At 46.0% G+C, this 12892-nt stretch carries 15 protein-coding genes; 4 read left to right on the top strand and 11 right to left on the bottom strand.

Going from position 1 to position 12892, the window contains the following annotated elements; genetic code table 11:
- The first annotated feature begins 54 nt into the window (after positions 1-54).
- From ACK8P8_RS07595 to ACK8P8_RS07585, 3 genes are all read left to right on the top strand, one after another.
- Positions 55-645, top strand: a complete 591-nt coding sequence (locus tag ACK8P8_RS07595; protein ID WP_099292375.1) for a LemA family protein — start codon at positions 55-57, stop codon at positions 643-645.
- Positions 646-706: 61 nt separating this feature from the next.
- Positions 707-1144, top strand: coding sequence for a TPM domain-containing protein (locus ACK8P8_RS07590; RefSeq protein ID WP_099292374.1), 438 nt, complete (start codon positions 707-709; stop codon positions 1142-1144).
- 7 nt (positions 1145-1151) lie between these two features.
- Complete coding sequence (locus ACK8P8_RS07585; protein WP_369861000.1) at positions 1152-1934, top strand: TPM domain-containing protein; 783 nt, start codon at positions 1152-1154, stop codon at positions 1932-1934.
- A 7-nt stretch (positions 1935-1941) separates the two neighbouring features.
- Here ACK8P8_RS07585 and ACK8P8_RS07580 read toward each other — a convergent pair whose 3' ends face one another.
- From ACK8P8_RS07580 to ACK8P8_RS07535, 10 genes are all read right to left on the bottom strand, one after another.
- Positions 1942-3093: a helix-turn-helix domain-containing protein gene (locus tag ACK8P8_RS07580; protein WP_369860999.1), complete on the bottom strand. Its 1152-nt coding sequence runs from the start codon at positions 3091-3093 to the stop codon at positions 1942-1944.
- A gap of 39 nt (positions 3094-3132) precedes the next feature.
- Complete coding sequence (locus tag ACK8P8_RS07575; protein WP_303180547.1) at positions 3133-3894, bottom strand: hypothetical protein; 762 nt, start codon at positions 3892-3894, stop codon at positions 3133-3135.
- A complete protein-coding gene (locus ACK8P8_RS07570) occupies positions 3846-5210 on the bottom strand; it encodes a hypothetical protein (RefSeq protein ID WP_369860998.1) in 1365 nt (454 codons plus the stop codon). The genes ACK8P8_RS07575 and ACK8P8_RS07570 overlap by 49 nt, the downstream gene beginning before the upstream one ends.
- A 14-nt stretch (positions 5211-5224) precedes the next feature.
- Positions 5225-5761 (bottom strand): helix-turn-helix domain-containing protein, encoded by a 537-nt coding sequence (locus ACK8P8_RS07565; RefSeq protein WP_369860997.1) that lies wholly within the window; start codon positions 5759-5761, stop codon positions 5225-5227.
- 81 nt (positions 5762-5842) lie between these two features.
- Entirely contained in the window at positions 5843-6424 is a 582-nt protein-coding gene (locus ACK8P8_RS07560; RefSeq protein WP_369860996.1) for a Yip1 family protein, read from the bottom strand.
- An 18-nt stretch (positions 6425-6442) separates the two neighbouring features.
- On the bottom strand, positions 6443-6841 hold the full coding sequence (locus tag ACK8P8_RS07555; protein ID WP_369860995.1) for a hypothetical protein: 399 nt from the start codon (positions 6839-6841) through the stop codon (positions 6443-6445).
- A gap of 14 nt (positions 6842-6855) precedes the next feature.
- A complete protein-coding gene (locus ACK8P8_RS07550) occupies positions 6856-7884 on the bottom strand; it encodes a DUF2135 domain-containing protein (protein ID WP_369860994.1) in 1029 nt (342 codons plus the stop codon).
- Positions 7885-7889: 5 nt separating this feature from the next.
- Positions 7890-8402 carry an outer membrane protein gene (locus ACK8P8_RS07545; RefSeq protein WP_366482428.1) on the bottom strand — a complete coding sequence of 171 codons (513 nt, stop codon included), beginning with the start codon at positions 8400-8402 and terminating at the stop codon, positions 7890-7892.
- A 315-nt stretch (positions 8403-8717) separates the two neighbouring features.
- Positions 8718-9188, bottom strand: coding sequence for a YqaA family protein (locus ACK8P8_RS07540; protein ID WP_369860993.1), 471 nt, complete (start codon positions 9186-9188; stop codon positions 8718-8720).
- Positions 9189-9195: 7 nt separating this feature from the next.
- Positions 9196-10263 carry a DUF2157 domain-containing protein gene (locus ACK8P8_RS07535; protein WP_369860992.1) on the bottom strand — a complete coding sequence of 356 codons (1068 nt, stop codon included), beginning with the start codon at positions 10261-10263 and terminating at the stop codon, positions 9196-9198.
- Between the two features lie 263 nt (positions 10264-10526).
- Between ACK8P8_RS07535 and ACK8P8_RS07530 the strand changes: the two genes are divergently transcribed.
- Entirely contained in the window at positions 10527-11657 is a 1131-nt protein-coding gene (locus tag ACK8P8_RS07530; RefSeq protein ID WP_369860991.1) for a M20 metallopeptidase family protein, read from the top strand.
- Here ACK8P8_RS07530 and ACK8P8_RS07525 read toward each other — a convergent pair.
- Positions 11633-12832, bottom strand: coding sequence for a clostripain-related cysteine peptidase (locus ACK8P8_RS07525; RefSeq protein WP_369860990.1), 1200 nt, complete (start codon positions 12830-12832; stop codon positions 11633-11635). The genes ACK8P8_RS07530 and ACK8P8_RS07525 overlap by 25 nt on opposite strands.
- Positions 12833-12892 lie beyond the last annotated feature (60 nt).

The raw sequence follows: 12892 nt of genomic DNA, 5'->3' as shown, positions 1-12892 counted from the left end.
TGAAAAATATTATATTTGTCACATTAATTGTATTACTAAAATAAAAGCAAAAAAATGAAGAAGAGTTATATTGTAATCGGAATAATTGTCATTATCCTGATTGGTATTTTCATGTGGTTTAAAGGAAGTTACAATCAAATGGTAACTCGTAGCGAGGGAGTATCATCACAATGGTCGAACGTGGAAAACCAATACCAACGCCGTTTGGACTTAATCCCTAACCTCGTGAACACGGTGAAAGGATACGCCGAACACGAGCAAAACACGCTGACCCAAGTTGTGGAAGCCCGCGCGAAAGCAACCCAAATGAGAATTAATTTTGATCAACTTGACGAGAAGACCATCCGACAATTCAACAGCATGCAGGGCGAACTCTCCTCTGCCCTCTCCCGCTTGATGGCTATATCGGAACAATACCCCAACCTCAAGGCAAACGAAAACTTCCGGGATTTGCAAGCTCAACTGGAAGGTACCGAGAACCGTATTGCCGTGGAAAGACGGAAATTCAACGAGGACGTGAAAAGCTATAACGCTTACATCCGTTCATTCCCGAAAAACATCCTCGCCAACATGTTCGGCTTCACCGTGAAACCTTACTTCGAGGCTACCGCCGGGGCGGAAAAAGCACCGGAAGTAAAATTCTAAAAAAGCGAAATCCCGTGCAGTTGGAATCCAAAATCTAAAATCTAAAATTTAAAATCAACTCATGTCTCCCGAGAAAGCATTCACCAAAGAACAAAAAGAAGCCATGGTAGCTGCCATACAAAAGGCGGAGAAAGATACTTCCGGAGAAATCCGGGTGCATATCGAGAATCGCAGCAAGATAGAAGTACTCGACCGGGCGGCGGACGTGTTCGCCGAATTGAAGATGCACAAAACGGCACTTCGCAACGGGGTATTGATTTACGTTGCTCTACTCGACCACAAATTGGCCATTCTCGGCGATGCCGGGATTAATTCCAAAGTACCCACCGGATTCTGGGACTCGATCAAAACAAACATGGTCGAGAAATTCAAACAGGGAGCGATCACCGAAGGTATTTGCGAAGCCGTGATTACTGCCGGGGAACAATTAAAAGCGTATTTCCCCTACCAAGAGGATGACGTGAACGAACTTCCCGATGATATTTCATTCAGTAACTAGAACAACAATGATAAAAAGACTATTCATATTACTTACCCTTATCGCGGGCATAAGCTATATCACCGGAGCACAGAACATTCCCGACCCCATGAAACCCCGGCGTATCGTGAACGATTTCACCGGACTATTCAGCAAACAGGAACAAAACACACTGGAAAGAAAGCTAAGGAATTTCAACGACAGCACATCCACGCAGATAGCGGTAGTCACCGTTCCCACGCTAAACGGTTATGATATCAACGATTACGCCGCCCGCTTGGGTGAGCAATGGGGCGTGGGACAAAAAGGCAAGGACAACGGTATCGTGCTCCTGATAAAACCCAAGAGCGGCAGAGAACGAGGCGAAGTAGCCATCTCCGTCGGTTACGGGTTAGAAGGAGTCATTCCGGACGTCATCGCATCCCGTATCATACGTAACGAAATCATCCCCTCTTTTCAGCAAGGAGAATATTACAGGGGAGTAAACAAGGCTCTCGACGTGATCACGGATCTCACGAAAGGAGAATACACGGCGGACGAATACCGGAAGAAAAGCGAACGCAGCGGGTGGATTGACTTCGTCATCGGCTTTTTCTTTTTAGCGGTATTACTATCCTTCATTTTCCGTCGCCGGGGTGGCGGCGGATATTCACCGGGGCATTCCTCCGGCGGCTTCTTTATCTTCCCCATGGGCGGTTTTGGCGGCGGCAGCAGCAGTGGTGGCTTCGGCGGCTTTAGCAGCGGCGGCGGCTCGTTCGGGGGATTTGGCGGCGGCTCGTTCGGTGGTGGCGGTTCCAGCGGTAGCTGGTAAAACCAACTCAATATTTTTCTTTTTCATTCAACCAACGGGCTGGAGATGTACCCTCCACTTTCTTGAACGCGAGGAAAAAGGTAGACCGGGAATGAAAACCGCATTCCCGGTAGATACTGTCTATCGTGTAATTGTTCGACTTCAATAGCAATAGCATTCGCTTTGCCTCTCGTACCCGCATCTCGTTAATCAATTCAAAGAAGTTCTTCTGCAAATAACCGTTTATCGAACGGGAAATAGCACCTTTCCCTATCCCAGTCTCTCTCGACAACATATCCAGCGAGAGATCGGGATTCCTGTAAATATGGGTAGAATTCAATATATCAATTACCCGATCGCAATTCAATTTCATTTGACCGATATCCAAATCAACGGTTTGCCACAATGTTTTAGAAGCCCTTTTCACCTCCGAAACAGAAGAATCCAGACGACAGATATACCCCGCAACCGGATAAACGATATAATTATACGTCAAATAACTCATCGCTATAACATTCAGTATCGGGATCAGCCATACATCAGTCCGAGGCGAAATCAGATAAGTAACGAACACGATAACGAACAAAATCCCGAATAAAGTTACCGTACGGGGAAGCCACCCGATCGTCAAGTAATCACTATCGGAATAATTATCCTGCAACACCCGCTTTACCCGACGCAGGAATCGGAAAATAAGAATGAAATAAAACACAAGCTGAAATAATACGATAAAGTCATTCACTAGAGCCACGAAATTCTCCACACCGTTAGCCTGTTCGAGCATATCCTCGATAAATTCCTCTCTCGACATCGGCAGGTAATAGATCAACATAGCCAATAAAGAAATACAAGCCGGAATAAAATGCCACCAATATCCGGCGGTAAACTTGAATGTCTTATCCAATTGTCCCCGGACGAACAACCACAACACGGGCAACAACAAGGCATTCATGAAACAAGCGGGATAAACGGCTATCTCCGCTACACCGTAAAACTCCACGGAACGGGACAAATTATAAATATAGACCGGAACTGTCGTCGCCACGATCAGCACTGCGCCCCCCCCGCCGCTTTTCATTCGAGTAGCGGCGCCCAACACGATAGCCATAACCACCAACAAGGTGATACAGCCGGAATTCACAATTATAATCAATAAATCTTCATTTGTCATCCAATCCATACACTAATTTTGCTAATATACAATTTTTTTCAAAAATTCCTATGGAACATGGTTATTCAAATTCGAATAATAAAAAAGAACAATATCCGAATAATTATAATACTTCATTCCGGGATAAGCAAACATAGATATAAAGAAACGCTTTCTATACGCTTCCACCTGTATGGCATCATATTCCGCCGTGAAAGAATAGTTGTATGCCGTAGCATAAAACCGTAATCGTGCCTCGGCGTCCAAACGGTCTATCCCCGGATGCAGTTCAGGCAACAAGCGCATGAACAAACAGATATACCTGACCTGACCTTCCAAGGTTTCCAACCGGTTGATCCGTTCCTTGCGGGCACGCGCGGAAGTCGTCGTGTCAAAACGAACATCCGGACTGCGTTTCACCGTGTCGTGCATCCACAATCGTTCCAGCTTCTCGGCGAAAGAAGGCTTTATCTGGAAACGCCCGATTGAGAAATTAGCATACTTCTCCCCGAACTGCACGTAAAGCGTTTTCAGACAAGAGGTCTCTATCTGGTCTCGAAGCGCGGAGTAACGCAACAATTCGGGAAACACCGTGGCACGAACCACATCCGGATCGACACCCCAACAGGTGGCGGAGTCCGCTATCCAAAGGTTACAGTCAAGAAAAGTCAATGCATCCGAATACTCCGCCCGAAACAGCTCATCGTAGCGTTCTTCATTCCCTTCCCTGCGACTTCGGCAATCACACGCGAAAGATAGCAGGATAGCGACTCCGCATCCCGTTAAAAGTCCAAAGAATACCTTACTATACTTTCCTTGTTTTCCATGCATAACCAGATCAATTCACCGTTCTCGTACGTCACGTGCATCGGGTAGGGATACTCCTTCCCGTCGGAAAAGGCGATCTTATCATATTCTTTCAAGGCAAACCGCTGCCCGTCCGGGGAAATCCAAAGTATATCACTCGTCGGGTAAATTCCTCCCGGCACTTGCATCTCCACCCCGTCTATTCGCAACGTGCCGTTAAACATCGCTGCCCAATGCTCTCCCCCGGAGCGGGAAAAACATATCATGGCATCCTTCGCGTAAGGCCCGTACCCTTTACCATCAAGAGTATAGATATATTTCTCGAAAACAAGCTGATCGGGAGCGATCTCCTTGAGTTCCTTTTCGATCTCCTCTTTCTTTCGTTTTATCTCCGCGACCACTTTCATCTGTTCCTCCGTGCTGGCCCCCTGCATCTTCTTCGTCAAATCAATGATAGGTTTCATCTTCTCCATCTGTATTTGATTATATTCCATCTGCTTCTCCATCTGTTTTTGCGGGTTCGTGCTTGTAAGCGGTATACTCAACAAAAGGACTTTGCCACCCTCGTTCGTGAGCACTTCCAAGTCATATTGCATATACTTGTCGGTCTTCACCACCCCGGCTAACGGGGTAACAAACGCCAACGGGGCATTCATGTTATACACCACAGCGATAAAAGCACTTTTATCCTCGTTCTCGTAAAGATAATAAAGCTCTCCCTCGAGCGGGCCGTATTTCTTGCCTCCCTCGACAACATAACCGTCCTGCAACGGCTTTTGGGAAGCCCGCACCTTCCTCGTCACGTTGGCATTCATGTACTTGACTCTATCGGCAGGCAATTGAGCCTTCATCTCGGACTTCGTGTAAGGTCCCGTTCGTTTACCGTCCTTGTAAATATAGAACGACCTGTCGGCAGCGTTATACACGGCAATCGAAATTTCTCCTCCCCCCGATAATACACCACCACTACTCTCCGCAACGTCTATACTTTCGGAAGGCAATATTTTACCTATCTCCGTCCTTTTTACCGGTCCCCGCGGACCTTGCTTCACTCGCTGACCACTCTCCGCTTTTGTTGCAACAGGTTTTACCTTCACCTCTTCCTTCTTCTCCGTTTTGTCTTTTTTATCTTTATTTCCTTTCACGGCATTCCCCGCCTCATCAAAAGCGTCATCCACGGTCTTATCCACTTTCTTGTTCACCTTGTCCTCCACTTTCTGCTTCGCTCTCTCTTCTGCCCGCTTACCAGCCTTTTTTATTATCTTTTCACCCCACGACTGACCGTAAGCGAGATTCACCGCCAACATAAAACACGTGAGGAATATCCATATCTTTCTCATCACTTCATTTAAGTTTATTTTTTATTTTTCTTCAACCATTCCGTGGGTGTCATCCCCTCTATCTTATTAAAAGCAAGATAGAAAGAAGATCGGGAACGGAAACCGCACATGCGGGCTATCTGTTCGATGGAATATTTATTCTGACACCCGTCCAGCAACATCCGCTTGATCTTTTCCACTCTCATTCCGTTTATCAGATTAAAAAAATTCTTTCCTAAAAGTGTGTTTATCGATTGAGATATGATTGTACTTGAAATACCGGTAGCCTTCGCCACGTATGCCACCGAAATATCCGGTTCCTTGTATATCTCACTCTCTTGCAAATAAGCCACCACTTTCTCGCAATACCCTTCCATATCCGTCCGGCTTAAAGATGAACGAGCATTTACACACTTATCCGCCTCCCCCCGACAGGATTGCTTCTCTCCCTGTCCCGTAACATCCCTCTTTTTTCCAAAAACCTTAAACGGAATCATCAAGTAACGCAATACACGTCCCCAACAACCTTTAGGTACCCCGGAATGCTCCTCTTGTTCAGAATAATTCTTCATCGTTCATATTTTTAGATACCTCATGAAAGAAGCCTGTGCCACGTGTCGCGAAACCGTGACACATCTTCTTTCCTTAACCAGTTACACTAGCGTTGTTCCCACACCTATCACCGCACCCAATATAGCCCCCAGTACAATGGAGATCACCACCATACACAAAAGAGCCACTATAAAATAGTTCGTCACTTTTTCTTCGGGCACCTCCAGCATAGGTTTCACACCCAACCAAAGGATATACAAACCGTAAAGCCCGGCAATCCCCGCGAGAAAACTCAAACTCCACATTATATAGAAAACACCACCTGCGCAAACCGCCGTGTAACAATATGCAGCCAGCTGGAAAGCCTTATCAAAATCCTTCTTCGCGCCGAAATGAGGAGCCACCAAGTAGAACGCCAACGCCGTCAGGTATGCACCCCCGATCACCGAAACAAACTGCATCAAGGCATAGCGGATGCCCAACCCGAAACCTGCCACCCGCACGAACAACACCTTATGCCCGATCACCCCCCAGCCGATAAAAGCGGCAACCGCGGGTATCAGCGCCAACCACAACAAATAAGTAGTCAACATTTTAACATGAGGTATCGTTTCTCCTTGAATCTTCTCCCATTCCGTCTTCGGGGAAAACAAGATATTCTTAGCCCTGTCTATCAGATTCATAATTTCAAATTTTAAACATTAGTCATTCATCTCCCCTGTTGCCTTCTCCAGTTCGGAAGCGGCTTTTTCCAATTCTTTTCCCAACTCCTCGGCAGACATACCTGTTTCTTTCTCCACCTTCTCCAATCCCTTCTCCACCGCGATTTTCGTCCACCGTGCCACGATCCCCACGCACTTCAACCTATCCATCATGCCCAACTCGTCATCATCAATCGCCTTGTTCAACGTTTCAAGATGAGTTTCCATCTCCTTCCCCAACTTCTTCCAATCCTCGTCGGTCAACTTGTCTTTCTCTTTTTCCGCCTTCGTCGTTATCTCGTCAATCGCTTTCAAAGACTTGTTCGTGGCGCTTCCCCCGCATGAAACGAATCCAAAGAAAAGAAGCGCGAATAGGGTTAGTATAAATAGTCTTTTCATGACACCCTCCTTTGTTATCTTTGTTTAGCTTGCTGCAATTTCAACTTCGCCGATTCGGGTAACGGTTTCAGTTTCTTTCCGTTCAAACTCATTACAGCCCGCAAACCATCGGAAATCGAAAATTCCATAACCTTTACAGCCAAATCGTTCAAGTCAGAACCGATACTATTGCTCGGCGTATTCACAGGGAATACACCCGTGACAGGATTTTGTCCCCATGTCGGCGACAGCAATGCACCCTTATAAATAACCGTCACCACCCAATTCGTGGCTATCGACCTGTCGCAATTCTGGTACATATTCACCCATACCTCGTATTTACCCGATTGCACGTATCCGTCCGGGTAAAAAATATTCTCGTTATTAATCCCGTCAATACCACATCCGGCATTCGAATCCACGTCTAACCCGTAAATCACCTCTTCTGTCCCTTCGGTTTCATCGTCACCCTCCCGGTAATTATCCCGGTTACCGTAATAAATCACCGCACCATCCGGTTTTACCAAATACAAATCAACATCCTTCTCGTTGTCAAAAGAAAGACTCACCTGCAACGCTCCCGTCCCCGCGGTTATATATTTCACGTTTGTCGTGAACTCCTTCGTGATCTCCCCATTTACTGTTTTTGTGGCAATCCGTATCGTAAAATCACCCTCCAGATTCTGGCTCACAAGCAGAATCACGTTATACATGTTCGTCCCCGCGCGAGATATCGTCGGATCAAAACGATAATACCCCTCTGTCTCGCCGGACACCGCCACGTAAATTTCCGAAACCTCCTCTTCCGAATTGATCGTTACCACGGAAGAACCGCCTGCCAAAACATTCTTGTTAATATTCACCTGTCCCACGGAAAGCTCCGACGTTGCCGCCGGGAAACCTCCCCGTACATAAGTAGCATCGAGTACCATGAAATACTTTTCTTCCAGTATCCCCGGTTTCTCATCATCATCGCTACATCCTGTCATGAGACTCCCGAAGGAGCCCATGACAAAAATCGCCAGTAAACAAAAAAGTACGCGTTTCATAATCATTCTGTTCATAGTCGTTAGAATCTATACTTCACACCCAACCCGAATACCGGGCGGTTAAAGTCCGCGATAATCTGGTACTTGATTTCCAAGTTCAAAGAAAGTACATCCGACAAGCGGTACTCGCCGCCACCACCGATATTAAAACCGAATTTACCATCCGACGCCTTCACTCCGAGTACTTTCACGCTCACGTTCATGTAACTCAACCCTGCCAAAGGATAAAACAGGAACTTCTCGTTCTTCAACGGGAAAAGATAATGCACGTTCGCGTTGAAATCGGTCATGTTATACTTAAAGCCCAAACCTTCGTCTTTCGGGAAAAAATAATTAAAACTGGGCTCCAACCGGATAACATCCGTGACATTCCACTGGAATTTCAACCCCAGCCCGAAATTACTTATATCACTGCTGGTTCCGTAAACGAAATGCGCACCTGCCGCCATATCGCCTTTCTTTTGCGCGTTCACGCATAAAACAGACACCATCATTACCAATAATAAAATAACTTTTTTCATTTGATTTTTCATAGTACTTCAATTTTAGATTTGTTATGTTGTTTATTCACATTTGTAAAATTACGGGAATACAATTTCACAGAAAAGCGGATTGCGCTCGTTTTTGTCCGAATAATTTTATTCGGACAAAATAATCAAAACAACCCATAACAAGTAGCTATATACCAGCAAACAAATACACTGGAAGAATCAAATACACTTGATGTATCTTTTTTGAAAACAGATTATTTTCGAACAAAGTAAGACAAATCACATAAAATAATAAGACAATCCTTTAAAAAGTAAGACACATTCCACCCAAAAAACTCAACATTCTGTTGCCTTGTGCTAATTTTTACTAATCCACTCGACAAAGCGATCAGCGTATTTCAAGTAAAGAAGTACCCACACCACGAACCGGGCAAACCGTCCCACCAGCATATAGAAAGCGGACATTTTCGGACGGATACGATAAAACCCCAGAGCGATAGCGAACAAATCTCCCACCAGAGGCAACCACGTGAACAACGCCAGCCACACGCCGTAGCGGTCTATATATCCTTTTTGCTTTTCCAACTGCTCGCGCTTCACCTTGAACCACCGTTCCATCCAATCCCAACGCCCCAGCCAGCCGATCCAGTACGAGGTAAGCCCGCCCAACCAATTGCCTGCCGTGGCAATCGCCAGACACCACCACACGTTTCCTCCCAACGCCAACACGCCTACCAGCAACACGTCCGCGCTCATAGGTATAACCGTCGAGGCAAGAAACGAGCCGATAAAAAGTCCCCAGTATCCCAAGCTTACGAGTGTATCCATACTTCTTTCAATTCATGTCTTCTTTTACTTTACGGGCATCCCGGGCGAAAAACTCAAGACTCCATATTTTCTCGGCTTTACGTCCCAACAGCCAGAAAGATACAGCCAGAACAAAAAAGAATAACGCCACGTGCATCACGTCCCACAACAACGTGAAATACAACGTGTATATCCCCAGAAGAAAGAAAGATATCCCGAATCCCCGTGCCACCGCATCGTCCCGTCTAAGACCGATATACGCCGCAATCGCCGAAGCTGCCAACGTCAAGCCGTTCCAGTACCAAAGCTCAATCTGCCGCGTGCTATACCAACGAGCAAAACTACGCGTATCCCCGAATATGGACAGCAACCACAGGGAAATAAACAAGTAAAGCATCCCTACCACGTAAGTCGCGTGGTCTACATCGGTAAACCAGCGTTTCCCCCGCACCGCGAAACGGCACAACAGGATTGCCGCCCCGAAAGCCGCGAAACGGGTAGGATAATTCATCCCCAAAAAGTAATGTCCCCAATCCGTCAAGTAACCTGTTTCCGCACCAAACCAGCCTCCCAGTGAAAGCAAGGCAAACACCCATACCATGGAAGACGAGAACCGGAGTCCCAGAAACCCGTAGACCAACGCCGCCAGCAACAGTAACAACGAAAAATGCCCGCTCCCGTTATCAATAGCAGCTCCCAAATACCCTATCGACACGGCAGTAAACACCACGCCGATAAAAAGAATCGTTTCATTACTGAATATCTTGTATGGCAACCGCTGCCGCCTCTTCCACCCCCAGTAATACGTCAACGCCGCAAGCACGGCAAACACCCCGCTCGCCAACCCGTAAGAAGAAAGGAACAGCTTTTCCAGAAAATTCATGATAAAATGATCGGCAAGCACCGATCCCACGGCAATAACGCCACATACAACCGCTATCCAAAACGAGTACTTTGCCAACTCTTTCCACTCGAACGGACGCACCGTGTAACTTGTTTTCAACCGATTAGCAGTATCTGTCGTGATTGTTCCTTCCGCTTCCCAACGCTCTATCACTCCCCGCAGAAAATCACCCTGAGTTTTATTCAACTTCATCGCTATTCTGTTTTATAATTCGTCGTAAAGGTAATAATTTTTCAATACTAACCGCGTTTCAGGCAGATTTCTATCCACATCATCCCGTCGCCTCGTTGTTCATTCAGTGTTTAACCGTTGTTCAACCGTTTCGAAACGGTTACAGAACAAATACAAAACGATAATTCATCAAAGCAACCTCTCTAAAAGAACTCAATTGGTAACTGTTCGGGGTTCAAATTTAAACTTTAACCCTTACCTTTGTCCAATCAAAAAAACACGTTATGCAGGAAAACACGTTTTACGACATACGCCACCATCTCCACCAACACCCGGAACTGTCCGGACGGGAGAGCAACACCGCCCGTTTCATCGAGGAACAACTACAACCTTTCGCCCCGACCAAGATCATCCGCCACGTTGGCGGACACGGGCTACTGGCGGAATATTTCTTCTCCGAAAACGGTCAGACGCTCCTTTTCCGTGCGGACATGGACGCCGTGGCGGTACAGGAACCTAACGAACTCCCGTACCATTCCCTGACCCCCGACGTAGCCCACAAATGCGGACACGACGGACACACGACAATCCTCTTGCGTTTCGCGCGCATGTTGCACGACCACCCCCTGCAACAAGGCCGCGTACTACTGCTCTTCCAACCCGCCGAAGAAAACGGCAGCGGTTCCAAGGCCGTACTCGACACGAAAATACTTGATTACTATACCATAAACCGGGTATTCGCCCTCCACAACATACCGGGAGCACCGACCTCTGCCGTACTCTGCAAAGAAGGCAGTTTCACCTGTGCCGTCGTCAGTGTTTCCATTGCTCTCGCCGGAAAGACCTCCCACGCCGCCGAACCCCGGAATGGCATCAGCCCGATTCCCGCCACCCTCCACATCGTCAAGGAACTGCAACGCTGGAATAACACGAACATACAATCCGACGACTATTTCCTCGCCACGATCGTGGAAATACATGTCGGTGAAGAAGCATACGGCGTATCCGCCGGGAACAGCGTTATCCGGGCTACACTCCGTGCCAAAACCGACCATCGGTTAAACGAATACACGGAAAAACTAAAACATCTGGTTACTGCCGACTGTGAAAACACTCCCGGTCTGCAACACGAAATCACATGGCTTGAACCTTTCTCCGCCAACGAAAACGACAAGCAGGCAGTGGCAACAATCAAAAGTGCCGCCCTTCGCGAAGGTTTCAATTACGTGGAAGTGGAAAACCCCTTTAGCTGGGGCGAAGACTTCGGGCTATTCACTCAACGGTACAAAGGAGCCATGTTCGGTTTGGGAGCCGGCGAAAACTGTCCCCCGCTTCACTCCCCGCACTACGACTTCCCGGACGAACTCATCGAAACCGGAGCCCGGGTATTCTATTCCGTGGCATCCTTATCGTAAACCCCCGCCCACGGGAAGTTCCAATAAGCAGCAGTTCTCTCTCGCCAATCATAACGTTCCAAAGGGATATATGTCGTAATACCACAGTACTTATCAGCCGATATCGGATTATTATAAAAACTTTCCGTAAAAGCGTGGTATAATACAACTTTCGCTAATTGCTTATCGTAAATATTTCTAAAAGATTGATCGGGCGACATATACCTCACATAATCCCTTAAATCAAAAAACATGTCATATCGATTAACCGTCCATGGTATACAAATTACTTCAGAACTTCCTATTTTAGCCGCTTCTGAAGCTCGTCCACACAATAATTGCCGAGTCAAATTATACAAATTATCTAATTCAGCAGTATTAATTAAAGCGATTGAACCGAAATGCAATTTATCATTATACGTATTATAATATTCATAATAAGTTTCACATACATTTTTCAAATCTCGTTCTAAATCTGCTCCTTTACCCCAGAAATAAGACATAACATCACTGTAAGGGAATCCTTGGATTTGTGTTTCTGTCGGACAAGCAATAATATACTTTGTTTTGTAGCGAAACTCGTACAAAGCTTCAACAGAAGACATCATACAAGCATCGAACAAGATAAAATCCACTCCTTCAGCTGGTATAATTTTAGCCATTTCACGTATATCCATACCTTTGCCAAATTTCTTATCTGCAAAACTCCGAGAAATCGGGTTATCCCAAAAAGAATCTGATTGTATTGAACGTGCCTCCGCCGATAACAATAACCACCCGGAAGCATGACCACCGAAAATTATTCCATAAGAATCAGACGGGTACAAAGACTGCATATCCCCTATTACTTTTTGCAACGTTGCAGGGTCAGCAGAATTCAAATCATCATCATACGTCCTAAGTATTTCTTGTTCCGCAACACCATTCTTTATCTTGAAAGTCAATAATTGAGGCGCAGCCCCATCAGCATCATAGTAAATAACAATATCTCCCTTATAGCCCTTCTTCCATGCTCCCGCCATATCCTTGATATTATTTTTCAGATAATAAGAAATTTTATCATCTCCTTGTCCCACCAGATACACCATCAACGTCCTCACCTTCTCCGGTTCATTCTCATCCTTCTCGCAAGACACCATGAAAAAGAAAGCGACACACAAAATATATTGAATAAAATATCGACTCTTTAATCTCATAACAAATTATACCCTATATAAAACTCTGCAAGATAATCAAAATCTATTAATAATGCAAAT

The sequence above is a fragment of the Butyricimonas muris genome, assembly GCF_046365375.1.
In the GTDB taxonomy this organism is placed as follows: Bacteria; Bacteroidota; Bacteroidia; order Bacteroidales; family Marinifilaceae; genus Butyricimonas; species Butyricimonas muris.
Note: the sequence above shows the minus strand (reverse complement) of the source record. Positions and strands in the feature narration are given on the sequence as shown.